At 37.4% G+C, this 25,120-nt stretch carries 17 protein-coding genes and 1 pseudogene; 6 read left to right on the forward strand and 12 right to left on the reverse strand.

Features of this window, described 5'->3' with window-relative positions; translation table 11 throughout:
* Positions 1–16: 16 nt before the first annotated feature.
* The 6 genes from HUS62_RS13480 to HUS62_RS13505 form a co-directional block, all read right to left on the reverse strand.
* Complete coding sequence (locus tag HUS62_RS13480; RefSeq protein WP_175079948.1) at positions 17–1,603, reverse strand: glycoside hydrolase family 31 protein; 1,587 nt, start codon at positions 1,601–1,603, stop codon at positions 17–19.
* Positions 1,604–1,721: 118 nt separating this feature from the next.
* On the reverse strand, positions 1,722–3,251 hold the full coding sequence (locus HUS62_RS13485; RefSeq protein ID WP_175079949.1) for an MGH1-like glycoside hydrolase domain-containing protein: 1,530 nt from the start codon (positions 3,249–3,251) through the stop codon (positions 1,722–1,724).
* Positions 3,252–3,310: 59 nt separating this feature from the next.
* Positions 3,311–6,550 carry a glycoside hydrolase family 2 TIM barrel-domain containing protein gene (locus HUS62_RS13490; RefSeq protein ID WP_175079950.1) on the reverse strand — a complete coding sequence of 1,080 codons (3,240 nt, stop codon included), beginning with the start codon at positions 6,548–6,550 and terminating at the stop codon, positions 3,311–3,313.
* 95 nt (positions 6,551–6,645) lie between these two features.
* Positions 6,646–8,121, reverse strand: a complete 1,476-nt coding sequence (locus HUS62_RS13495; protein WP_175079951.1) for a tryptophan halogenase family protein — start codon at positions 8,119–8,121, stop codon at positions 6,646–6,648.
* A gap of 1 nt (position 8,122) precedes the next feature.
* Positions 8,123–9,607 (reverse strand): tryptophan halogenase family protein, encoded by a 1,485-nt coding sequence (locus HUS62_RS13500; RefSeq protein ID WP_175079952.1) that lies wholly within the window; start codon positions 9,605–9,607, stop codon positions 8,123–8,125.
* Positions 9,608–9,667: 60 nt separating this feature from the next.
* Entirely contained in the window at positions 9,668–12,781 is a 3,114-nt protein-coding gene (locus HUS62_RS13505) for a TonB-dependent receptor (protein ID WP_282658475.1), read from the reverse strand.
* Positions 12,782–13,420: 639 nt separating this feature from the next.
* Here HUS62_RS13505 and HUS62_RS13510 point away from each other — a divergent pair.
* The 3 genes from HUS62_RS13510 (at position 13,421) to HUS62_RS13520 (ending at position 16,875) form a co-directional block, all read left to right on the forward strand.
* The gene (locus HUS62_RS13510) at positions 13,421–13,984 is read left to right on the forward strand and encodes an RNA polymerase sigma factor (RefSeq protein WP_175079953.1); all 564 of its coding nucleotides are present in this window, start codon (positions 13,421–13,423) and stop codon (positions 13,982–13,984) included.
* Positions 13,977–15,005: a FecR family protein gene (locus HUS62_RS13515; RefSeq protein ID WP_175079954.1), complete on the forward strand. Its 1,029-nt coding sequence runs from the start codon at positions 13,977–13,979 to the stop codon at positions 15,003–15,005. The genes HUS62_RS13510 and HUS62_RS13515 overlap by 8 nt, the downstream gene beginning before the upstream one ends.
* Before the next feature lie 310 nt (positions 15,006–15,315).
* A complete protein-coding gene (locus HUS62_RS13520) occupies positions 15,316–16,875 on the forward strand; it encodes a PAS domain-containing methyl-accepting chemotaxis protein (RefSeq protein ID WP_175079955.1) in 1,560 nt (519 codons plus the stop codon).
* 11 nt (positions 16,876–16,886) lie between these two features.
* Here the strand turns inward: HUS62_RS13520 and HUS62_RS13525 are convergent, their stop codons facing one another.
* The 5 genes from HUS62_RS13525 to HUS62_RS13545 all read right to left on the reverse strand — a co-directional run bounded on the left by HUS62_RS13525 (position 16,887) and on the right by HUS62_RS13545 (position 22,461).
* Entirely contained in the window at positions 16,887–17,936 is a 1,050-nt protein-coding gene (locus tag HUS62_RS13525; RefSeq protein WP_175079956.1) for a patatin-like phospholipase family protein, read from the reverse strand.
* 27 nt (positions 17,937–17,963) lie between these two features.
* A complete protein-coding gene (locus HUS62_RS13530; RefSeq protein ID WP_175079957.1) occupies positions 17,964–19,373 on the reverse strand; it encodes a sodium:alanine symporter family protein in 1,410 nt (469 codons plus the stop codon).
* 120 nt (positions 19,374–19,493) lie between these two features.
* The gene (locus HUS62_RS13535) at positions 19,494–20,450 is read right to left on the reverse strand and encodes a patatin family protein (RefSeq protein WP_175079958.1); all 957 of its coding nucleotides are present in this window, start codon (positions 20,448–20,450) and stop codon (positions 19,494–19,496) included.
* Between the two features lie 174 nt (positions 20,451–20,624).
* Positions 20,625–21,620 (reverse strand): LLM class flavin-dependent oxidoreductase, encoded by a 996-nt coding sequence (locus tag HUS62_RS13540; protein ID WP_175079959.1) that lies wholly within the window; start codon positions 21,618–21,620, stop codon positions 20,625–20,627.
* Between the two features lie 67 nt (positions 21,621–21,687).
* The gene (locus tag HUS62_RS13545) at positions 21,688–22,461 is read right to left on the reverse strand and encodes a siderophore-interacting protein (protein WP_175079960.1); all 774 of its coding nucleotides are present in this window, start codon (positions 22,459–22,461) and stop codon (positions 21,688–21,690) included.
* A 112-nt stretch (positions 22,462–22,573) separates the two neighbouring features.
* Here HUS62_RS13545 and HUS62_RS13550 point away from each other — a divergent pair, with 112 nt between their 5' ends.
* From HUS62_RS13550 to HUS62_RS13560, 3 genes are all read left to right on the forward strand, one after another.
* On the forward strand, positions 22,574–23,008 hold the full coding sequence (locus tag HUS62_RS13550) for a MarR family winged helix-turn-helix transcriptional regulator (RefSeq protein WP_175079961.1): 435 nt from the start codon (positions 22,574–22,576) through the stop codon (positions 23,006–23,008).
* A gap of 63 nt (positions 23,009–23,071) precedes the next feature.
* Positions 23,072–23,485: a LexA family transcriptional regulator gene (locus HUS62_RS13555; RefSeq protein WP_054552219.1), complete on the forward strand. Its 414-nt coding sequence runs from the start codon at positions 23,072–23,074 to the stop codon at positions 23,483–23,485.
* The gene (locus HUS62_RS13560; protein WP_175079962.1) at positions 23,473–24,729 is read left to right on the forward strand and encodes a Y-family DNA polymerase; all 1,257 of its coding nucleotides are present in this window, start codon (positions 23,473–23,475) and stop codon (positions 24,727–24,729) included. The genes HUS62_RS13555 and HUS62_RS13560 overlap by 13 nt, the downstream gene beginning before the upstream one ends.
* On the opposite strand, the pseudogene HUS62_RS13565 reads toward HUS62_RS13560, so the two are convergent.
* Positions 24,726–25,043, reverse strand: a pseudogene (locus tag HUS62_RS13565) (YbaK/EbsC family protein); the annotation flags it as partial. The gene HUS62_RS13560 and the pseudogene HUS62_RS13565 overlap by 4 nt on opposite strands.
* Positions 25,044–25,120: the final 77 nt, after the last annotated feature.

The following is a 25,120-nucleotide window of genomic DNA, read 5'->3' on the forward strand; positions in this document are numbered from 1 at the left end:
GTGCCGCATATGATGATTAAATTTTAGAATAATAAGGTAATGTATCAAGTTCTACAGTAACTTCATGAACTACGGGCCCTATTAAAATATGTCCCTGATTGTCTCTCCACTTACCGGGGGGAATAAATACAGTACGCATTTTTGAGTTTTTCTTAATAATTGGAGCTACTAACAGATTTTCCCCAATTAAAAACTGGTCTTTAACCATAGCATAGCCCATATGAGGGTACTCATATTCCATATGACGCATAATTGGCTCCCCTGTTCTCGCCGAGTTTTTAGCTGTTTCTAAGATGTATTCTTTGAACTTTTTCCGAATATCAGTAGCTTCCTTTACTATTTTTAAATGTTCAGGATCTAGAATTCTCCAGGGGGCAACTGAAAACTGCATCATTGGCATTAAAGCATGTGCTTGCGCTGAACGAACAATCAACTCTTGATCGATTTTTGCCTCCCCTTCAAATGACAGATACTGACCTCCTCCAATTAAGTCTGGACAAGAAAATGGATAACCCATAATTCCAAGTAAATTCATTTGTGGTATTAATTTTTCTAAGTCTTCCCAACTATGATCTTTATCGCTTAGCCTTTGCGCAAGGGCTTTTCCGCCCAATTTCCAAGTTGCCCTAAATTCATTTAAAGAATAATCTAAACCTATCTGAGCATATAGTTCAGTTTGTTGATTTGCTGTAACATTGGCATAACTGTCACCTCCTACATAAAACTCAGCATCTCCTGCATCAAATTTAAAGCCATCAACATTATATTTATTAACTAATCTATCTAACTGAGATTTAAACCATTTTTGATCAACTGGATTTGATAAATCTAATACTGCACTTTGTCCATTCCACCATTCAACCATTAATGGTTTATTAGAACCTGGATGCTTAAGAAATGCTTTTTTCTCTTTTAAATCTCTATATTGTGGAATATCACCACTGACAAAAGGGGCTATCCAGAGCATTACTTTAAAGCCCACTTTATGAAGAGATGAGATCATGAACTCTGGGTCTGGGAATTTAACTGGGTCAAACTCCCATTGTCCGTATGATTTTTGCCAAGTATCATCTATCATTAAAACTCCTGGCTCAAAACCATTATCAATGATAGATCTTGCATAGTTTAAAATGTCAGTTTGGTTTTGATTATAAGTTAATTCTATCCAGGTATTAAATTGTGGCGCTGTAAATAATAATTCATTTGGCATATTATCAGATGGAGGAAAAAATAATTTACTTGCATATAAATATGCTTCTTTAAGTGTGCCCCCTACTTTTTTTTGAAAAATACTGTCCTTGTCAGATTCAAAGTCAAAAGTTTTATTCTTATAGGTTATTTTCATTGGGTGTTCTGAGAAAATAACATCGCCTTCATTCGATAGTATTAATGGTTGGACTTGGTTCCAGTGAGTAGCTCCACGCGTTTCTAACTCTATATTTGATGTTAAAGGCATTTTATGACCCGAAGATACAACACCCACCCACCATTTTGTATCACCTTTATCTACAGCAACTTTTTTATCAGCTTGACAACCATATAATGAAAGTAATGATAAAAAAACTATACAAGCCCATATGCTTTTTAAGTAATTAAAATTCATCTTATACCTATATAAATATTTTATTAAGTAACAGGCTTCCAGGTGAAACTAAGAACGTCACAACTTGATTAATGGTAACATCAATGTTATTTATTTGAAGCCTGTTATAAATTTACTATTATTTAACCGAAAACTCTCCATTCACCACAGCCACTTTAAACTGCTGAATATTTGCTTTAATAGACAGCCTCTTACCATTTACAATTAAAGTATATGGCTGATCTGATTTTACAAAAATATGCTCTTTACCATCAAAAACTATGTCTGTTGTCGTATCATCAAAACGTAATTTTTGAATTCCATGTTCAAAGTTATTATGTAAATGCCATTTCACGACTCGAGCTTGAGCATCAACTTCTTTAAAGCCCAATATATTCTCAATGAATAATGAAATTGGACCTAAAGCTGACCAACCACAAAAATCTTCCCTGACTCGCTCTCCATTATGTTCAGCTGGCGTATCTCTTGTTGGACTATAAGCCTCCCAAATAGTATGCGGTGAGTAGTTCTTATAAGTTCTGAGCATATGATCTAATAAGTTCTTAGCTGCTTTGTCGGCTTGTTCATGGAAACCATATTTTTCTATCGCTTTTGTTGCCATATAAGCGGTTGGAAGCCAAACACCACCTCGCCAATAATTACCATCTGGTGTTGTAAAGCTAGGATCATCCCTTGCTACAGTAACCCAAGGTCTAGCTCCGCCAAACGTAGCTGGGTCTAATAAATGCTCTACCATTTTTTTGGCTTGTTCTTGAGAACTTACTTCAGCAAGTAACGGCCAATAAGAAGCTGGTGTTTTTACTTTAAGCGGTTCTAATGTTGTTGCATCAATATCATAATAGAACCCATCCTTTTCATCCCAATAATACTTATTAATTATAGTCTTAAGATTATTATATTTTTCATTCCATAGTTTAGATTGTGATTTATCCCCAATATCATTAGCTAAACGACTTATATATAGAGCTGAAAGAGCCTGTTGAGATATCGCATCAACCCATAAGCCGTCTCGGTATCTAGGGGTATTATCCATCCCGCTAGGCGTCCCCCCCCAAAAATAGCCATATTTATGCTTTTTCAGAGCCGTTTTTGCACTCAACTTTCTTTTTGAAGCATTCGATTTAAATTGCCATTCAGGCTCTATTTTATCAAACCAATCAAAATGCTTTTGAAGATACTGGGTTTCATTTAACAAATGATAAATATGTTCTTTGTCATTTGTAAATTTGTAATTATCATATTCTGCCCAAGCAAATAATGGTGGATTATCAGGATGCTGAATATTTAACGGAAATGTCCCCTCTTCAATATTTTTATCTAATAAAGGCACATAAAAGTTATTCAAACTCTCAACACCTGGGCATACATCTGGAGAGTACTTACAAAACAATACCATAAATGCTGTATCCCAAATCCAGATAGTATCGTCCCATAATGCTTCATCCATATATGGTGATTGTGGTAGGTTTTCTGTTACCTTCATTTTTTGTTGAGCTAACTCCCATGCTTTGTAATATAGGTCAACGTATTCATTTTTATCTTTGTAAACTGGCTTTGGTACTGAGTTGCGCCAATCAGGATACTGTTCTGAAGCAACTGGAAAGCTTGCAAAATATAATGTTATTAAAGAACCTATTATTTTTTTCATTATGTATTCCAAATAAAGTGTTAATTTAGTGGATGGCGCACCAAGGTGCGCCACATGAATTATTTTATTTGAGGATTAAGAATAATTGAGAAGTAATACAAACCCGATTTAACTTGATATTTCTCAAGAGGTGCAGCATTTTTACTCCATGTATCATTGCCACCAATACCTGCCTGTTTAAAATCAATATTTAGATATAATTTCCCATCTTTCTCTAATTGATAAGTGTGCGTTGATTTGTCCAATAATTCTGTAGACCAAGGTTGATAGCTAAAGTTGAACTGTTCGTCAGAAGTCAGTTTTAAGCCAGTTTGTCTATCATTTGATAACGTTAGCCAATAAATATTTGTTCGGTTACCTTGCTCTTGTGGGCGAACATAACTTTCAACAAACGTTTCGACTTTACCTTTATAAAGACCTGTCATAGCGCCTTTATTTCGGTCTGGATAGTTTTCAAATGGCCCCTTTCCAAAAAACTCGACATTATCAAAGTTTGAGCTCAATGAGGTTTTTAAGCCAATTCTAGGTAAAGTTGGTAGAGATTTATCTGCATCAAAGTTTAGTTTAATATTAACTTTACCATTTCCATTAACGATATATTCAATTTTCAAACTTACTTTATCTTCAACATTAAATGTAGCAACAATATGCGCTAAGTTGTCAGCATTTTTCTCTACATCTACCTTATTTAATCGCAGATTTTTAGCTGCATTTTTCCAAAATTTTAACTCTTCATGGGTTAACCAACCTAATCGGTCATTATCTGTCTGCGCTCTCCAAAACTGCGGTTGTAATGGTTCTGAAATTAAGCTAACACTTTTACCTTTGCTATTAATTGAATAACTATCAATGAAGCCAGTACTCTTATTAACATTCAAGCTAAACTGCTTATTTTTCACTGAAATATTATTAGCAATTTCACTTATTTCTAAATTACCTGAATTTAAGACTTCAGACTTATTACTATTAAACCATGGCAGCTTAAACTCCTCATTAGCAACTGTATAACCTGAATTTGCCCAAGCGCTAGCCTGCTTTTGTTGTAATTGAAATTGTAAGTAATAATGTGCATTTTCTTTTAATTCAGGCTTATTGTAATTAAGCTTTAAAACTCCCATTTTATTTGGTTTAATTGCTAAATCAGTGACACTACCCGACTGTACTACCTTGCCATTTTCAGTTAACTTCCAATTAAGTACATATTTACTTAAATCTGTAAAAAATAGTCTATTTTGGATTAAAAATTTCCCAGATTTTAAATCTGTAGAAGTGATTTTAATAGGTTGGAATACATATTTGGCTTCCTCTGTAACAGCCTTTGGTTTTCTATAAGAATCAATAATTCCGTTGATACAGAAATTACTATCATTTGGAGAATCCCCAAAGTCACCACCATAGGCAATATAGGTTTCACCATTTGGAGCTTGTTTTTCCAAGCCTTGATCAATCCAATCCCAAATAAAACCACCGATTAAATTTTTCTTACCCCAAATCAAATCCCAATATTCTGATAAATTCCCTAATGAATTCCCCATTGCATGTGCATATTCACACATTAAAATTGGACGTTTAATATAAGGGCTAGTTGCAAGACCCTCTAGCTGAGCAGGAGTCGGATACATACGGCTTATAACATCAACATACGGAGGATCGGTTGGATTAGCTAAATCCGTAAATCTTTTTTCATGATCACTTGATGTTTCTGAGTAACCTTTAACTGGCTTATATTCTGGATGATTCGGGTCGCCTTGTGCACCTTCATAATGTATAAACCGAGTAGGATCGAAATCTCGGATCCAACCTGACGCTGCGGCAAAAGCAGGCCCTGTTCCAGATTCATTACCTAAAGACCATGCAATGATTGATGGATGGTTTTTATCCCGCTCTACCATATTAACGATACGCTCTAACATAGGCCCAGCCCACGAAGTCAAGTTTGCAAACTTGCCGCCTACATAATGAGTTTCTATATTAGCCTCATCTACTACAAATAAACCGTATTTATCAGTTAACTCGTAAAGGTAAGGATCATTTGGATAGTGAGATGTTCTAACTGCGTTAAAATTATATTTTTTCATCATTAAGATATCTTCTAAGATATCTCCTCTATCTACAGCTTTACCTTTCTTAACATGATGATCATGGCGATTTACGCCTATTAACTTAACACTTTTACCATTAACTAAAAGTTGACCATCTTCCGTGATCTGTACATCACGAAACCCTACACGAACACTTCTAGATTCAACATGCTTGTTACTACTGTCATAAATTGAAACAACAAGTGTGTATAAATTAGGTGTTTCTGTATTCCATAATCGAGGATTAGAAATGTCAGCTTTAAAATTTGCAAATTCGAAAGTATCCCTCTGCGGAAAACGCAATGGAGACAATTTGTTAAGGGCTTTAGATAATTTCGTAATTGTTTTGGTTTTATTACCCGACAGGTTATCTAAAAGTTCGATCTTTGCTTGCCATCCATCAACATCTTGTTTATCAATATTTTGATAATCCAAACGAACTTGTAATTGTGCATTTTTATAATCTTTATCAAGTTTAGTTCGTACTGCGATATCTCTTATTGAAACTTTTGGCTGTGCTAATAGTAAAACTTCTCGGTGGATACCACTTAATCGCCAATGATCTTGGTCTTCAAGATAGCTACCATCACTCCATCTAAACACCTGAACAGCTAATTTATTTTTACCTTTTTTAACAGTATTAGTGATATCAAATTCAGCTGGTAATGCACTATCTTGACTATAGCCGATTAGTTTGCCATTCAACCAAACATAGTAAGCAGATGATACACCACCGAAATGTAATAAAATTTGATCGTCTTTCCATCCATCAGGCACAGTAAACTCTTTCACGTATGAGCCAACAGAATTCTCACGCTCTATTGTTGGATAAGTTACAGGGAATGGATATACAATATTCGTATAAATTGGCTGTCCATAACCTTGGAGCTCCCAATTACTTGGAACTTTAATAGTTTGCCAGTTATTCTTTATATCCATTTTGTAAAAGTTTAATGGTCTTTTAGAGTCATCAGAGACAAAATTAAACTTCCACTCGCCATTTAAACTTTTGATTTTTGACTTTTTACGGTCGAATTTTTTCGCCAGCTCGATGCTAGAATAAGAATAAGAAGTTGACCTTGCTGGCAGCTTGTTCTTTTGTGTAACGGCTGGGTTTTCCCAATCATTTAAAGCATATGTTTTCGTATTAATAAAAAATATACACATTGATAAAAATAGCAGAAAAGTTTTACTTCCGCTTTCATAATATAATTTCATAATTTATTTAAACCTGAATTATTGTTTTGTATAACCTAAAGTGGAATTATCAAAAAAATTACAAACCACTTCAATTTAAGCTTATGACTAACAAATTACTCCCTTTTAATAAAATTAAGATTGCAACCTTTAATAAAACTTGCAATTTTAAGTTCTTTATATAAATCACCTACCTTCGGCTGCTCAGATGCTAACTGATTAAATTGTCCGTACCCTGCAAACAGACAATTCCAGGAAGTAGCAGAAAACTGATTCTTTATTACTGAATTAGATATATAAGGCTCTAATCTTTCGTTGTTTACCCATGCTTTAATAAGTGTTTTCAAATGCATTGGCGTATTATTGTTTTTCCGATTATCCCGCCAGTAGTCAGTATCACTTCGTTGATTCAACTTGTAATGAGCAACAATGTAATCTCTAGTTAGTTCAAACTCATTAACAATTGTTTTATTGAATTTTTTTATATGGTTAGAGTTAGTCTCGAAAAAAGAAAAATACTTAATAAATCGTAAAATAGAGTTATACGTAAGGTGAAGCCCTGTTGCTTCTAGCGGCTCAATAAACCCTTGAGATAAACCTATGGCCAAACAATTTTTCCTCCAATGTTCCTTTAGTTGACCGGTTTCAAATTTAATCAACTTTGATGAAACATCATTATCAATCAAGTTAAGCCTACTGCGGAGTTCATACTCAGCCGAATCTGCACTTTGATACCTAGAACTAAACACATACCCGTAACCAGTTGAATTTTGTAATGGAATTTGCCACTGCCAACCACTAGAGAGTGCGGTCGATATGGTTTGGGTTTTAACAGGCAATGCTGAGTTCACTTTCAATGCAATAGCTGAATCATTAAACAAATTATCACTAAACGAAATTGAAGGGACATTCAGTGTCTGTTTAATTAACTTCTTAGAAAAACCCGTACAATCAATAAAAAAATCTGCATTTAATGTCGAACAGTCGTTAAATATTAAATCATTAATATAACCACCATCATCACAGATTACTTTATCAACTTCATTTGATATATGTTTAACGCCTAAATCTATTGCTACAGTTTGTAAAAGTGCGCTTAGTTTTGCTGCATCAAAATGATAGCCATAGGCAATTTTAAATGAGAAGTTTTCACTAGGAGTAGGATGCTTATTTTCTTTTGCTAAACTTGCGTTAAGAAAGAAATCTTCTGCTTTAGTATTAACCTCTAGGCCTAAACGTCTTGTTAAACAATTAGTAGAATATGCGCGCTCATGAAAGACATCTGGCTGACTAATAAATGGATGATCATAATGTTTATATTCTGAAGTACCTTGCCAGTCTTCAAAGCGGATATTTAATTTATGAGTAGCCTCACATTTGTCCATCCAAATAGATTCATCTAAGCCTAATCGATCAAAAAATAATTTTAGTGTTGGTGTTGATCCCTCACCTACACCAATCGTGTTAATATTTTTAGATTCAATTAAAGTTACGTTAACGTTTAAAGCTTTATATGCATGTTTTAATAAACATGCAGTCATCCAACCAGCTGTCCCGCCTCCGACGATAGCAATATGATACGGTTCATTCATCTTAAATCCCCTTTTCACATTTACTAAGAAAATCTGGATACTGTTCTAGAGATTTAAGGGCGCTATGTTTAACTAACTTTAATTCGTTAAGCCAATTTAAAAGCCGCTCCTTCTCAAAATCAGTTGCTCTAGGGTGATAAGCTTTTGGCATTAAACCTTGACCAAGCATGACTTGAACCCAAGAAGAGTCAGTAAATATATCACTAGGATCTTTAATGACTTGTCCTGACTCTTTAAAAAGTGAGATTTTGTGACTCAGCGAACTTGGTAATTGTTTTGTTCGGTAAGTTTGCCAAAAAGCTTCTTTTCTATCGTTTAAAACATAATGTAAAACAATAAAATCTCTTATCGCATCAAGCTCTAAATTAGCTTGTCGATTGAACTCTTCAATAAGGCTCTGGTTAATATCCGAATGCGGAAACAGTTTTATCAAACGAATAATTGATGACTGAATTAAATAAATACTCGTTGATTCTAATGGCTCAAGAAAACCACTAGACAAGCCAATAGCAACTACATTTTTACACCAAGGAGTTTTTATTTTTCCTGTTTTAAATTTAATATAGTTTGGTTCAACATCTAAAGGCTCCGTGATATTTTTTAGGAGTACAACTAATGCATCTTCATCACTCGCAAATTTACTTGAATAGACAATGCCGTTCCCAGTTCGATGTTTTAGTGGTATTTGCCATTGCCACCCGAACTTATGAGCAATTGAACGGGTATAGAGTGGGAGTTTCGATAAACGCTTACTTGGTAATGCAATTGCGCGGTCACAAAGAAGTAAATCTGACCAATCTTCAAATTCACAGCCAAGAGCTTCTTTTATTAATAAACCTTTTTGACCACTACAATCAATAAAAATATCACCTGAAATTGTCTGACCGTTTTTTAACTTTAAATTATTTACATAGTTTAATTTATCTAAGCGGACGTCATTTACGTGGCTTTTTATGTGCTTTACACCAATGTTAGTACTATATAGCTTTAACATTTCTGCGTATTTACTTGCATCAAAATGATAGGCGTAAGGTAAATCTCTTAATTTGTCTTGTTGAGTTTTATTCGAGAACCTATCATCATTAATTGCTAAATAGTTAAGATCAAAATCCCAAAATGAATCATGACATCCTACTTCTTTTGCATATAACCAATAGTGTTGAAATGAACAAAATGGTGAACTGTATCCAGCTCCTCCAAAGGTATGGAAATAGCATTTTTCTTCGTTGTGCCAATTCTCAAACTTGATAGCTAATTTTATAGAGGCATTTGTTGCGTTTAAAAAATCAAGTTCAGGTATACCTAATACATCATTAATTGCTCTAATTGGTGGGATTGAAGCTTCACCAACTCCAACCGTAGGCACTAGCTCAGAATCAATTAGGCATACATCAACTTGCTTATGAAGTAACTTTTTAATTAAGGCTGCGCTCATCCAACCTGCTGTACCGCCACCAACAATAACTACTTTCTTTATTTTATTCATAGAACACCCGAACAATAGAAATGAAGACATACTCAGCTGAGTATGTCTTCATGATTTAACTTAAAAACTATAGTTGATACCAAGAAGGTAATTCGGACCATAATTTGAATAGTTATAAACTTTTCGAGGATCTAATTGATCTGCATTAACTTCATCTTCATCAGTGATGTTTTGAGCCTGAAGTGAGACTTTTAACCCCTTCAGTAAGTCAACTTCTGATTGTGAGAAATCATAGCTAATTTGAGCATCAACTAATGTGACACCTAGACGATTTACAGGTACAAGTGAGTTACTACCACCACGTTGCTCTGACTCGTAATCACTACGTTTCGTAGCAGCTACACGAACTTCAAAACCATTGTTTTCGTAATAAATCGTAGCTTGATATGATTCATCAGACATGCCCGGAATTGCATCGCCATTATCTAATTCACCATCATTAAATGCGGCACTTGCAACTATGCCAAAACCATCAAGAAAAGAAGCGATTGTATTAAGTGGAATACTTGCTTGTAACTCTATCCCGTTAATACTTCCTGTGAGACCATCTTCACGTAACGATGTATATCCATCGAAGTATTTAGGCGTTACAACTTCGCCTGATACAGAATCTGTAGCTTGGTGATAGCCTTCAATGTAGTAAGGTTCAAAGTCAAAATCAGCCACACCCGCTCTGTGCCAATTAACTAAATCTTTATAGAAGAATGCAGCAGCTAAATACATATCTGCAGCAGGATACCACTCCCAAGACAAGTCAAAATTATTTGATTCTAGAGGTTTTAATGTAGGGTTACCGCTATTAGCCTGCCAAGGACCATCCCCCCTTGATTCTGTGTCATTAACCAAAACATCATAATTTGGTTCAAATTTAACTGCACCACCAGCTTTTAAATAGTCAAATCTAGCTCTACTAATCGTCTTAGACGCTGCAAAACGTACTATATGGTCGTTATTCAGATCGACATTAATATTAATACTTGGTAGGAAGTTTGAGTATGAAATATCAGAAACTAATGGTGTTGCTTCAACATATAAATCAGCGCCGATTGTACCAAATGCACTGCTAGAAGATTGCTTTGTTTTGATATATTGGCCACCGATATTACCTGACACATAGTAATCTGCTATATCTTTTGCAAAATCAACTTTTGTAAATAATGTAGTGACTGTTTCATCTATCGTATAAGTATCACCAATACGATCTGGTTGCAGATTCATCGAGTCGGTCAACACATAATAGCCATCTTGATACATGCTATAAACGTCAAATGCGGCTATATCACCTAAGCCAATCCAATTTAAATCTGCTAAACCAACACGATATTGTTCAGGAACAGTATCACCAACATAGGGAAAGCTTGGTGCTGTGCCATACCAACCTCGGTTATATTTTGATTTGCTTCTATCTGAATAATGAACACCTGCGGTAACAGCAGTAACAAACCCATCATCAAAAGTGTATGTACCATCTAAACGAATACTTGTCAGTTGCTCTTCAAAAACAGCTTCATTTATAAACCCATCTTGAGCAGCATTATATTTAGGTGCATATTTATCTTTTAAGTATTGTTCAAATGTATCAGGATGAGGTCTCTCGCTTGCTGCAGCATATTCTGCCTGTAATGCAATGCGATCAGAATCTGATAATTGGCTAGGAGTGGGTGCACCTAATTGTTCTGCATTTTGAAATATTTCAACTGGTGCAAGACTGCCACCCCAAAGCTGTGGTCCTGCAACCAATACTTCATTATAATCACTGAAATCGATGTTGCTATTTTGGTAGTTAATTCCTTTATCCGTCAAAACCCAATCGCGTACAGTTGCATCACCTTGAAAATATGACCCCCCACGGCCTACGCCTGCATAACCCTCTGCATTATAATCACTTTTCTCAGTTTCACTACGAGATACATCAAAACCGACTTTAAGTTTATCATTTACTTGATAATCAATATTTAGACCAAGGGTTTTAAGCTCACCGGTTCTTAAATTCGCATCACTTCGTAAATATGAGTGAGAAGGGTTATGAGTACCAGCTACTGCTAATCCATCTTCTACAGTTACATTAGTATGACCATTAAAGCCTTCCATCATACCGCGCATAACCATATCGTCTTCAAAGTCGATATACAGCCCATCTACAACGATATCAAGATCGTCATTAGGTTTGAATTGTAATACTTTAGAAATGGTATCGCGACGCAATACAGAAGAGCGACTAAATGCAAAACCACCATTTGGAGTTTCGAAGTCATCATCGCCTTTATATCCATAACCCCACATCCCCATATTTTCTTCTTGATTTGGAGATTCTGTCGATGCAATGGCAACTGCAAGTCCAATTTTATCATCAGCAAACTTACCATTAGCTGCAAAAGCTAGACGATAGCCTTCAGAATCATAATCGGGATTGTTAGAATCCATACCATTTGATTCGTAAATAGCATTTAAGGTTACGTTTTCTTCTGCATTCAATGGTCTTATTGTTTGTAAATCAACAGTGCCACCAATGCCAGTTACAGGGAGTGACGCATCGCTAGTTTTATGAACAACTGCTCCACTGATAATTTCTGAAGGGTAAAGATCATATTCAACACCTCGGTTATCACCAATACCTAGTAACTCCCTTCCGTTCATTGTGGTACCTACGTAGTCTTCTTTAAAACCACGAACTGATAATCCACTAGTTCGACCATTTCGTCGTTCACCTGCAAGTCCTGGTAAACGAGCCAATGATTCAGCAATACTAGAATCTGGTAATTTACCAATATCTTCTGCGGTTATAGCTTCAACAACAGAGGTGCTATCACGCTTTAGAGCTTGCGCTTTGATCAAACTATTCTTGAAACCACTTACTTGTATTACTTCAATTTCATTATCTTGTGCGTTACTTTCAGCATCTTGTGCAATTGCAGTTTGCGAAATAAGCGACCCTGATATAATTGCGACAATAGCTGCCCCAACTTTATTTTTATTAAAATTTAACATGTTGTCATTCGTCTCCGAGTTATCTTCTTCAAAGATTACAAGCTGACCATTCTCTTTAAGCTGTCCTCTTAAACCAGTTTCGTTAAGGAGAACGTTTAACCCACTTTGGATAGAAAACTCGCCAATTAGTCGGTTTGCCTGTTTATCAAATGCCGAGTCTTGAGGAAATAAAAGTGTTAAATCCACTTGTTCAGCAAATTGAATTAGAGAAATATCAGCTCTTTGAGATGGTATCTTAAAAACATATAACCCATTGTCTTTAGATAATATATTTGCAGAAAAACATACACTAGCTAATAACAATGAACGTGCTTTAAACTTACATATTTTAACAACCATACTACGACTGTTTTTACACAGCCTAACTCTATAGACGAGGGGCAAAACGTTTTCCTCCATTTAAAAAACAATTTTTTTACAACGCATTAATATTTTTATCAATATTCAAATCTCCCTCATGATTTCCTTTTGATAAAAAATTACCGCATTAATTTTTAAACCAATAAAAAACAACTCCAAACTTTAATCTTGGATTTAACCCAATATTCAGCGAAATGTTAGTAGTACAAATTTAGCAAAAAATATTAATTCGCCATAACGATCTAAACTAGGAAAATTCATAAATTTCAAACTTAAAGAATCGCTTATAAATTAATTTCTCTAATTCAAATATAGTAATATTTAATTTTTTCATTAAAATTCAATAAAGTAATTTAATTTTCAAAACTGAAGTATCTAAATCGCTAAAAATATCTGAATTTAACTAGAGGATAGTTGAAACTTAATCGTCTTATTTGAACTAAGCTTTTATGATGAATTTATTAAATGACGTTAGAACCTATGCTTTTAAAGGTCTTCTTATCTACAAAACAAACTATCACGCAGGTTGTTTCTCGTATTGTACCGCCAAAAGAAGTTGAAGATATCGTGCAGGAAACTTATGTAAGAATTTGCCAGGTAGATCAAAGTACAAAAATTGATTGTCCTAAATCTTATATGCTTAGAACAGCTAAAAACTTAGCCTATGATCATCTAAAACGTTCAGAAACAAAGCTAGTGGATGAACTTGATACTGATGCATTTCAAGAGTCATTTGAATTTGAAGATCAAGATCCATCCTATACAAATGTCATTAACAACAAAGCATTTGCTGATTTTTGTGAAGCAGTTAGGCTGCTTCCGCCACAATGTAGAAAAGTTTTTGTGTTAAAAAAAGTTTATGGGTATACCCAAAAAGAAATAGCAACACAATGTAATATCAGCGAGAGCACAGTAGAAAAGCACATCATATTAGGTTTAAAAAAATGTACTCTTTTTATGAGAGAAAGAGAGCATTTCGTTAGTTCTGACAGTTCAACACAGAATCGACATGGAGCAACACATGAATAATGTCGTAAATTTTAACAGTAAATCAGTGAAAGAAGCCCGCCTAGAAGCAGCGTGTGAATGGGTTACTTTTTTAGATAAAGGCCTTAGTCATTCGCAATATGCAGAGCTTAGAACATGGCTAGAAGAGGATCCATTAAATAAAAGTGAGCTTTTTGAAGTCGCCTCTTTATGGGACAAATTAGATGAATTAAATAGGCTTTCAGAGTTATTTCCAAACACGACTAAGCAGAATACGTCTTATAAAAAATATCTGTATGCGGCTGCCAGCTTAGTTATTGTTTCATTCTATATAACTTTCTTTATGTCTAATGAAGTTGTAAAAAGCACTCAGCTCGTCAATTTAAACACGTCTTTTCAAACAGGCATTGGAAAGAGCCAAACATTTGCTTTAGTCGATGGTAGTGAGTTGACACTTAATACAAACTCTATTGCCAATATAAACTTTACTAAATCTCGGCGAGTCATTGATTTACAACAAGGAGAAATTCATATTAATGTTGCCCATGACAAGAGTCGACCACTTGATGTTATTGTAGATAATAACCGCTTCCAAGCGGTTGGAACTGCCTTTAGTGTTCAACGTAAAGAAAATGAAATAGAGCTTATAGTTACTGATGGTAAAGTTAAACTAGAAAAGATTAATACCGCAGCAGAACCTACTCTATCTGCAAAGTCACAAATAGTCTCTAAAGGTGAAGCAACCGATGTTGCTTTAAAGGGGGAAGCACCCGTTTTAGTCAAAAAAATTAATAATGAGGATCTAATAGCAAAATTATCTTGGCGCAAAGGTAAGTTAATTTTCCGCGGAGAGCCTATTGAACAGGTTATGGCTGAAATTGAGCGTTACACTTCAATGAGCATCCGCTTGGAAGAAGATGATAAGTTAAAATCAGTGCGTGTTGCAGGTGTATTTAAAACGGGTGACGTTGCTGGGTTATTATCTTCTTTGAATGAGAATTTTGGCATAAACTACAAAAGTTTAGATGATGGAGCTATTCTTTTAAGTTTACCTAGAAGTTAACATTATTTGCTGTTATTTTTTTCTCGGTTGGGCTTAACTTAAGGGCCCAACCTGTACTAACAACTAATTATTATAAACACAGCCCCCCTAAATTTCTCAACGATAGCTCACCGCTCTAGGCTAAAACGCCCTCCATTTTATTGAGAAACTTTTTTAAAAACAGAAATTTCTTAGTTAATTTTTACTAAGTTAACGATAAATTGACATAGAACAATATTAGCTCAAAAATCACTGTTCACCATTTCGTTTATTCATAGAATCATCGTCTTATAATTTAAAACTGCATATATGTGGTGAAGGTCATTACAACGTGAAAAATCAAACAATAAAAAGAAATGAAGTTAAATTTTCAGACTCACAAATTCTCTTATCAACTACCGATCTTAAGAGTAATATCACTTATGCAAATGAGGATTTTTGTAAAATAGCTGGTTTCACACTAGACGAAATGGTAGGTAAGCCTCATAACCTTGTTCGTCACTCTGATATGCCAAAACTGGCTTTCGCTGATTTATGGCAACATCTAAAAAATGGTCAATCTTGGATGGGGCCTGTTAAAAATCGCTGTAAAAATGGTGATTATTATTGGGTTAATGCCTTTGTAACACCGATTAAAGATAAAAGTGGTCGTACCGTTGAGTTTCAATCAGTCAGAACTAAACAAAGTGATGATGTCGTACAAAGAGCGACCGCTGAATACGCTAAAATAAACAATAATCAAAAATCTCATGCTACAGCAGCCAAGTTCGATTCCACTCTTTACATAAGTGCCCTATTATTCATTAGTTTTTTAGGTTCGCTGGCTGCCGTTTTTAGCTCTGGATTCGATATTTTTAATTGTCTACTAGTTCTATTTTTAGCATCAGCTAATGGGCTTATGTATTTTTGGCGTCAAAAATATTTAGCGCTTATAAATAAAGCAAAACAAGTGTTTGATAACCCTTTAATGGCCTACCTCTACTCTGGTACTAATGATCAATCTGGCTTTTTACATCTTGCCCTTGAGATGCAACAAGCTAAATTAAAAGCGGTTGTTGGTCGTGTAAATGATGTGACCATGGGCGTTAATTACAACGCGCAACAATGTGCAGAGTCTGGTCATAACGTGACTGAACTTTTAAATAAACAAACAGATGAAGTCTCTCAAATTGTTGTTGCCACAGAGCAAATGACGGCTTCAATCAATGAGCTTTCATCGAGTACAATGCAATCGAATCAAGCTGCCGAAGAGTCAAATCAAGCAACCGAACAAGGCTCACTTGCGGTCAAACAAACGATAACTTCAATCAGTGAGCTTGATGAAAAACTCAAAGCAGCGAGTAGCCAAGTAGAAAACTTAATTGAAGGCAATCAACACATCGTAGCAATTTTATCTGAGATAAACGCCATTGCTGATCAAACTAATTTACTTGCTTTAAATGCGGCCATCGAAGCTGCCCGAGCAGGCGACCATGGCCGTGGCTTTGCCGTTGTTGCTGGTGAAGTACGTGCATTGGCCTCACGTACTCAGCAATCCACAGAAGAAATAAACAATGTATTAAATCAGCTCACACACGCCTCAAAACAAGCACAACTTGCCATGCAAGATGGACTTAATTTGTCGGCTAAAAGTGTTGAGCTTGCACATCAAAGTGGTGATAGTTTAGACCATATTAAAGCTCAGTCTATCAAACTAAGTGAACTCAATAGCATCATAGCGCATGCAATGAACGAACAACTCACAGCAAGCCAAGTTATTGCTACCAACTTAACGTCAGCACAAGACTTTGCTCATGAGTGTACAGAGCTTGGCCATACTTCGCAGCAACTTTGCGAAGCGCTCCTCAGTAAAGTGACAGAGCAAACTTCCTTGATTAATCAGTTTAAGTAGCGAAAGCAATACTATTTAATAAGCTTTATTTTCGGTGTGTGCTTATTAGTACACACCGCATCGAATGCTTCTGCTAGCCGTTCTGTTTCTTTGAATACCTGCTGCCAATATTTAATGCGTGTATCAGCATCAAGTTCTGTAAAGTCTTTACGATCAGGGATTTTGCCATAAGGTAATGAAGCAACAAAGTCAGCTGATGGAGTGATCATCACTACGTTATCATAGTTACTCGGGGTAATACCGCGCTTTAGGCTCTTATCAAACCAACCTGCTTTAGGGCTGTTATTAAAATGCGGATATAAAATAAGCCCGTCATTATGAATACTTAAGTCAAAGTGATAATCGATAATACCGCCATCACGATACATACCAGGCGGTGTTCCTGTTATATTTTTAATACCCTGCATGACTAATGGAATAGAGCCTGAAGCAAGTAACGCATCCGCTAAATTATCTTCGCTTAGCTCAATAGTATGGGTATTGAAAGTATTATTATCGGAAAAAGATAACTGACTATCCGCAGGCTGAAATACATAACGTTCATATTGCTTACTTAACAAACGTCTATTCATTCGATTGACTAAGTAGCTTTTAGATAAACCCATTAACTGCATCACTTTGTTTTCTGATGCTGTAAAGCCATTCGATTTTGCAACTATAAAGTGGGCTTTAAAAATAGGGTTGTTAATGATTTCTTGAATACCATTTTCAGCAAAAACTATGCTTAATAACTCTCGCGCTTTTGTTGTTATTTCTTCTGGTTTTGCTTTATTCGATGAATAGCGTGTTTCAGAGTAAGACTTGGCTAATCGAGATATTGCAGCAACAGGGTCATTTTGTGCAAAACAAGCAGATCTAAATGCCCCGGCACTTGACCCTAATAAGTTTAAAGGTGTGGTACGGCCTTTAAAAAACTCACCAAATAGATATTTATCCAAACCAAATAATGTAAACCACTTGGGCCCGCCGCTTGCTCCTAAAAAGGTATTAAACAAATCGGCAGACAGGCCTTGCTCTTGAATTACTTTTGCAGCACTAGGCCCTGCATAAATATCTATCATGGTTACTTTTCTCGTTATTGTTTTAGCTTATTTGCGCCAAATCCCTTGTTCTGTTTGACCTTGAACCTGCACTTTTTCAGAATCAAAACTAGGTTCTTGTCCTGCTTCACGTTGACTATGATAGTCTTTTGTCACAGATAAGATGGTTGGCGTTAAGCGTATGATAGCGATAACGTTCACCACTGTCATTAAACCTAAAGCAATGTCTGCAAGATCCCACACCTGTTTAATGGTGGCCGATGCGCCCCAAATCATCATTGATAAATATAAACAGGTATAAATACCTCGGCCGAGTTTATTATCTAGTTTAAATAAATGTAGGTTACTTTCTGCATAGGCATAGTTTGCAACCACAGAAGTAAATGCAAATAAACAAATTGCAGCTGCCACAAAATAAATGCCCCCAGCGGCCATATGTGCTGTCATCGCAGATTGAGTTAAGCGTATTCCTTCCATTTCGCCACTAATATCAATGTCAGCTAATAAAATAATCACTGCCGTACAGCTACACAGCACAATGGTATCGAAAAACACCCCTAGCATTTGAATGTAGCCTTGAGTGACTGGGTGATTTGGTACGGGTGATGCACAGCCAGATGCATGCGGCACACTCCCCGCTCCGGCTTCATTCGAATAAAGCCCTCGCTGAATACCATTTTTAATTGCTGCGCCCATTGCCCCTGCGCCGGCCTCTTGTAAGCCAAAAGCGGAGAGTAAAATATCTTCAATCATCGCAGGCACTTTACCGATATTCAATAAAGTAATAATAATGGCGGCGAGTACAAATAATATGCCCATGAGTGGTACAATGCGTTCAGCAAAGCGGGCAATAGCTTTAAAGCCACCTAAAATAATAGAGCCTGCCAGTATCGTGATCACAATACCTGAATACAAAGTTGGAATTTCAAATGCGTAATTAAGGGCATCGGTAATGGTATTCGTTTGCATGGCACTAAACGTAAAGCCATAACCAAGGAATAAGCAAAAAGCAAAACACACTGCAAGCGCTCTGCTGTCTAAGCCTTGCTGAATATAATAAGCAGGACCGCCTCTAAACTCGCCATTGGCATCCCTAACTTTATAGACTTGCCCAAGTACGCTCTCAGCAAAACCAGTGGCCATGCCCAAAATGGCAATCACCCACATCCAAAATATTGCACCGCTGCCCCCTAACGAAATTGCAACGGCAACCCCTGCAAGGTTACCAGTACCTACACGTGCTGAAAGACCTGTACATAAAGCTTGAAACGAACTGATTGAGTTTTTATCGGTGCTGCTACTCGACTTTAATAGGCTGAACATATGGCGAAACTTAACTAATTGAATCGCTTTTAGCCTTACCGAAAACCAGATCCCAGCAAACAGAAGAATATAGATAAGAATTTGGCCTTCTCCCCAAAGAAGACCATTGATTGTCGATACAGCACTGTTAAACATGGTAAGCCTTTATTGTTCTTGTAGATAAAAAATCACAAAAAATGAATAGCTAACCACTTTAACTCTATTTACAAATATCTCAAGTAGGCAATGGGATTAATTAACTGAGCCTGCTACCAACTAATTTAGCAGTTGCTTCTCTAAAAAGGCACGACCTGCCGCTAGGCCTAATTTGTGATCATAACGAAGATCATAGTCTGTGCTACCCAGTAGCTTACTGCGTAATTTATCGCCTGCAAAAATTTGCGTGATACGGGCATCACTTGGTGGGTTGGCAATGAAATCCAGTTCATCTTGATAAGCTTGTTCGTGTTGAACCAAGTAATCAATGGTTTTAGGGCAATAACCTGATACGCAAACCAGTGACTTTAACTTATTTACCCATTCAGATTGTACTTGAAAGTTTTCATCAACAGTTCTAATAACCACAATATCACGAGCACCACGGTTATAAGCTTCTTTCACAGGTAAAGGTGCAGCTAAGCCACCATCTAAATACATATCATGCACTAAATCAGTATTAGAGCTTTGTATAATGGCATCGTTTGCGGCCTTGGTTGTTAACCAAGGTGTTAAGTTAACGCCGTCTTTATATAAAAAGGGTAATGCGCTTGATGCTTTTAACAAGGCCAACCATTGCGTATCTTCACCATTTGGGCTCAAGTAATAGGGCTTACGATCAGCTGCGTTAGTGGTTGTGATCAACAGTTCGCGTTTACCTAGGCTTTGTGTTGCTGTTTTAAAATCAAGGGCACGGTTTACCTCTTTGGTTTTATCAAAATACCAATCAAGGTCAACAATGCTTTTACCAAACAGCCCGCGGCCAAGTTGGAAAAAACGTTTATGACGAGAAAGGCCTCTGATCAAACGTTTTGCATAGCCTTTTTGACGCGCTAAATAACTTGTTAAGTTTTGTGAGCCTGCTGATGTACCAATGAATAAATCGAATGGATCATAATTATTTTCTAACCACGCATCGAGTACACCTGCGGTAAAAATCCCTCGTTGCCCACCACCCTCAGCGATTAATGCTGTTTTTGTTTGTGGTTCTACTGCGGCAATTGTTTGAGATTTCACGGTGCACCTTCCTAGGGTAATAGTTAATAAATGTATTGTATAAAGTTAAATTCAATCCTTAAAACGGATTATATAAATTGATTTAATCTATAAAACCGTTTAATAAATGAGTGTCGGGGCTTAAGCAATGCGCATAAAAACTCATTACACGCATTAACTATTTGCTAAACCGTATTAGTGCATGATGCTTGCTAATATTTCCAGCGCATGTTGTCTGTCACTCAATTCATACAGGTCATTTGTAAAAATAAACTCATCAACCTGTAGCGTTTGTTTAATCATACTCAGCTTATGCTTAACGCTCGCTTGACCGCCAACAACTGAAAGCCCTAAAAAGCTTTCTACTTGCATTTTTTCTTGCGCTGTCCACAATCCTTCCATTGTTGCAACAGGCTCTTTAAGCCAAAGTGGCTTGCCGCGCATAAGTGCTAAGATACGTTGTTTCGCTGTGGTTGCTAAAAACTGTGCTTGTTCGTCGGTGTCAGCGGCAACAACAGGCAAACCAAGCATGACGTATGGCTTATCTAATACCTCAGATGGTTGAAATTCTCTGCGATACAATGCTATGGCATCTTCAACAAAGCGTGGCGCAAAATGACCCGCAAATGCATATGGCAAACCTTTTTTAGCAGCAAGCCCCGCACTATAAAGGCTTGAGCCCAGTAACCAGATTGGGACATTAGTGTCTTCACCTGGGATTGCGCGTACTGGAGAGTCACCTTTATATGGGCCAAGTAAAGCTTGCAGCTCCGTTACTTCATCATTGAAGTGTTCAGCGCGTTGTTCGTCACGGCGCAAAGCACGGCTGGTAATTGGGTCACTACCTGGTGCTCGGCCTAAACCTAAATCAATGCGACCGGGGTATAAACTCTCTAGGGTGCCAAATTGCTCAGCAACCACCAGCGGTGGATGGTTAGGTAACATCACCCCACCTGCACCTACGCGGATATTCTGAGTTTTACCTGCGATATGACCTATTAGTACTGAAGTTGCGGCACACACGATACCGCGCATATTATGATGCTCTGCCATCCAAAACCGATTAAAACCCAGTTTGTCGGCTGTTTGTGCATAGGTAACACTGTTAGCTAGTGTTTGCGAAACGGTTTCATGCTCTTTCATTGGGCTCAATTCAAGCAATGAAAAAGGTGTGTTGCTAAGATCTGACATTCGCTCTCCAAAGTTTAACTCTTTAAACTTAGTTAATGAGAGCGAATGGCTATTTTTCAAATGCTAATTAGGCACGGCTTTGTTGCTGTTTTTCCACCTTTAGGCCATCGGCATCAATACCACGCTTCCAATAGGCCGATGCAACTATGTGTTCACGATCAATTTCAAAACTGCTTGTAATTAAACGGCGAATTGCCTTCACCAAATTTGCTTCTAGCGCCATAAACACCATAGGTTGCGTGTTATAACCTGCGCATAAGCGTGTTATTTGGTCGAGCAGATCGGTTTCTGGCTCATCTGTAACTAACCATTCAACACTGTGTTGGGTATGTGCTTTAATTTGCTCAAGTTCAATGATGTCGGCTTTATCAGCAACATGAATAATGACATCGACAGTGGCATCTTGTGGCAGGGCTTGTAAGTAGCCATTGATTGCATTTACAGAGGTTAAATCTGCCAGCATTAAATAATGTGTTTGCGTAAAATCAGTGAGTTTTTTAGGGCCTGGGCCTGCTATGCCTACCTCGTCGCCTACACACGCATTTTGTGCCCAGTTGGTTGCCACGCCTTGATGTTGGTTAACCACAAAGTCGAGGGTAATTGCACCGTTAATTGGGTTGATATCACGAATAGTGTAAGAGCGCATTAATGCAGGATGCTCAGCGTGTAAATCAAGTTCAACCTTAGATTCACCGGCATGCGGGAGTAATACCTTTACGTACGCACCTTTTGCATCTTGTGGAAAATCGGCAAACTCCTCTGAGCCAACAACAATTCTTTGTAGATGCGGGGAAATACGTGTAGTACTTAATACGTTTGCACGACGAACTTTTCTAGCCATCTTGGTCTCCTAGCTGGTTAAATTGCACAACGCCCCAATAGTTGATATAGTCAACTATACGCTTTTAATTGACTTTGTCAACTAATGCAAACTTGCTTAACTTAGGTGAACCATGCCACAAACCTCTCTTTCTTCTGCTTTATTTACACTGGCACAAAGTTACCGTGTCACTGTTCGCGAAGCCATTAACGCCAACGAGCTTGGTCTTAACGCACTGCATGTACGCTGCTTACATATCATTGCCGAAACACAGCACTGTACTGCCAATGATATTGTTGCCAAAACAGGTCGTGATAAAGCACAAATAGCACGCTTAGTAAAAGAGCTTATAAAGCTTGAACTGGTTTCTAAATGTGCTGACGAAAATGACAAACGCTGTTTAATTTTATCCTTTACTGAGCAAGGTAACGCCCTGTTCTCGCGTTTAGAAGTTGCAGAGCAAGAGGTTGATGCCAAACTTTGCCACGGTTTAACTGATCAGCAAGTACGTGATTTTATCGCTATTGCCACAACCATGATCGAAAATATCAATCACAACACCCCGTGATCTTATTGGCAAGATAACCACAAACCACTATACTGTACAAACGTACAGTGTAGTGGTTTTGTTATGCGTGTTATTCCTATTTATATCGAAGCTGGCGTATGTGGTTTTGAATCACCGGCAGCACAATACAAAGAGCTAGGCTTATCATTAGATCAGCTATTGATTAAACACCCTGATGCAACATTTATTGGTATTGCCTCTGGCGAATCAATGCAAGGTGTGGGGATTTTTGATGGTGACTTATTACTGGTTGATCGCGCCGAAGATGTTAAAAATGGCGATGTCATTGTCGCGAATCTAAATGGTTTATTTGTTTGTAAGCTATTAGATAAACACAATGCCCAGCTATTATCAGCCTCGCCTAAATACCCTGCAGTGCAACTACGCCAATCGGATGAATTTCAATTAGAAGGCGTGGTCACTCGCTCAATTCGCTTACATCGCAGTAGTAAAGAGCTATTAGCATGTACGCCTTAGTCGATGCGGTGGCCTTTTATGCCAGCGCCGAAAAAGTATTTGACCCAGCTATTCGTAGTAAACCGGTCGTGGTTCTTACTAACAACGATGGCTGTATTTGTGCCGTGTGCCCTATTGCACGAAAGCTGGCTATTCCAAAATTTCAGCCCTATTTTCAAGTAAAGAAAATACTCGAAGATAACCAAGTGGTGATCCGCTCATCTAACTATGAGCTGTATGCGGATTTAAGCGAGCGGATGATGAACGTGATTGGCCGCTTTTGCGATAATCAGCACATATACTCTATTGATGAATCATTTTTAAACTTTACTGGTTTCAAAAAACTTATCCATGATTGGCATCGCTATGGCCATGATATTCGCCGTACCGTATGGCGCGAAACAAAGCTACCTGTCGGTGTTGGATTTGGCCCAACAGCAACCCTAGCCAAAGCCGCCAATCATGCAGCGAAAAAACTCCCCGGCTTTGATGGCGTTGCAGTGATTGATTCAGAACCTTCACGAGTAGCCATTTTAAAAGCCATGGACGTACAAGATGTTTGGGGCGTTGGTCGACGCTTAGCTAAAAAACTCAAAGCAATGAATATTAATACAGCCTTTGATTTAGCCGAACAAGAACCACGAAAAATAAAGCGCCTGTTTAGTATTGTTTTAGAGCGTACAGTGAACGAGTTACGTGGTAAAAGCTGTTTAGACTGGGATGAAGTACGCCAAGACAAAAAAGAGATTTTTTCGACTCGTAGCTTTGGGGAGCGTATCACTGACGCCACAGCGCTGAAAACAGCACTGATCAATCATTGTGTGATTGTGGCAAGAAAACTACGTGCGCAAGGCTCACAAACTCAACGCTTATTAATGTTTGTGGCCAGCTCTCCTCACCAAGATGGCTATTATAAAAAGTCCTATATTTATGAGTTTAGTGTCGCCACCGCCGATAGCTGTGTGTTCGCCAATGCTATTAGCGAGGTATTTGATCATCTCTATAAACCTGGGGTACGATTTTATAAATGTGGTATCGGTGCTCTTGAGTTATCAAGCCAAATGTTTCAGCAGCCTGATCTATTTCAAGCGCCTATCGATAACCCAAAACTGATGAAGTGTCTTGATAGCATTAACACCCGTTATGGCGTGGGTACCCTTGCCATAGCCAGCGAAACTCCAACGACCCGTTGGCATATGAAGCGCGCGTACTTATCGCCTCATTACACAACCCGCTGGCATAACCTACCAAAAATACATTGCTAAAAGTCTGCCAGCTTAGCATTTAATAAACTGCATAAATCCTTAGGTGCCAAAGCAATCTCAAGGCCTCGTTTACCTGCTGAAACATACATCACATCAAAGCTATCTGCAGATTGATGCACATAGGTATTAAGGCGCTTTTTCTGACCTAGCGGGCTCACCCCACCTAAAATATAACCTGTGGTATTTTCGACTTTTTGTTGTGGAGCCATCTGTACTTTTTTAACCTTTGCCACTTTTGCTAGCATTTTAAGGTTAACTTGCTGGCTAACTGGCACAATAGCAACCAAAAGCTGGTGGTCAGCATCTTCAAGCACGGCTAGCGCATTTTAATCCCAGATTCTAACAGGGTTGAGCGATAATCATCGTCTAGCCCTGCCATTTTCTTTTTTCT

This window comes from Pseudoalteromonas sp. 0303, from assembly GCF_013349995.1.
Lineage (GTDB): Bacteria > Pseudomonadota > Gammaproteobacteria > Enterobacterales > Alteromonadaceae > Pseudoalteromonas.

Coding starts and splice junctions, on each gene's coding strand:
- HUS62_RS13510 (WP_175079953.1), top strand. CDS start 13,421: ATGACGTTAGAACCTATGCTTTTAAAGGTCTTCTTATCTACAAAACAA.
- HUS62_RS13525 (WP_175079956.1), bottom strand. CDS start 17,936: ATGATAGATATTTATGCAGGGCCTAGTGCTGCAAAAGTAATTCAAGAG.
- HUS62_RS13545 (WP_175079960.1), bottom strand. CDS start 22,461: ATGGCTAGAAAAGTTCGTCGTGCAAACGTATTAAGTACTACACGTATT.
- HUS62_RS13555 (WP_054552219.1), top strand. CDS start 23,072: ATGCGTGTTATTCCTATTTATATCGAAGCTGGCGTATGTGGTTTTGAA.
- HUS62_RS13515 (WP_175079954.1), top strand. CDS start 13,977: ATGAATAATGTCGTAAATTTTAACAGTAAATCAGTGAAAGAAGCCCGC.
- HUS62_RS13500 (WP_175079952.1), bottom strand. CDS start 9,607: ATGAATAAAATAAAGAAAGTAGTTATTGTTGGTGGCGGTACAGCAGGT.
- HUS62_RS13560 (WP_175079962.1), top strand. CDS start 23,473: ATGTACGCCTTAGTCGATGCGGTGGCCTTTTATGCCAGCGCCGAAAAA.
- HUS62_RS13540 (WP_175079959.1), bottom strand. CDS start 21,620: ATGTCAGATCTTAGCAACACACCTTTTTCATTGCTTGAATTGAGCCCA.
- HUS62_RS13490 (WP_175079950.1), bottom strand. CDS start 6,550: ATGAAATTATATTATGAAAGCGGAAGTAAAACTTTTCTGCTATTTTTA.
- HUS62_RS13530 (WP_175079957.1), bottom strand. CDS start 19,373: ATGTTTAACAGTGCTGTATCGACAATCAATGGTCTTCTTTGGGGAGAA.
- HUS62_RS13480 (WP_175079948.1), bottom strand. CDS start 1,603: ATGAATTTTAATTACTTAAAAAGCATATGGGCTTGTATAGTTTTTTTA.
- HUS62_RS13550 (WP_175079961.1), top strand. CDS start 22,574: ATGCCACAAACCTCTCTTTCTTCTGCTTTATTTACACTGGCACAAAGT.
- HUS62_RS13495 (WP_175079951.1), bottom strand. CDS start 8,121: ATGAATGAACCGTATCATATTGCTATCGTCGGAGGCGGGACAGCTGGT.
- HUS62_RS13485 (WP_175079949.1), bottom strand. CDS start 3,251: ATGAAAAAAATAATAGGTTCTTTAATAACATTATATTTTGCAAGCTTT.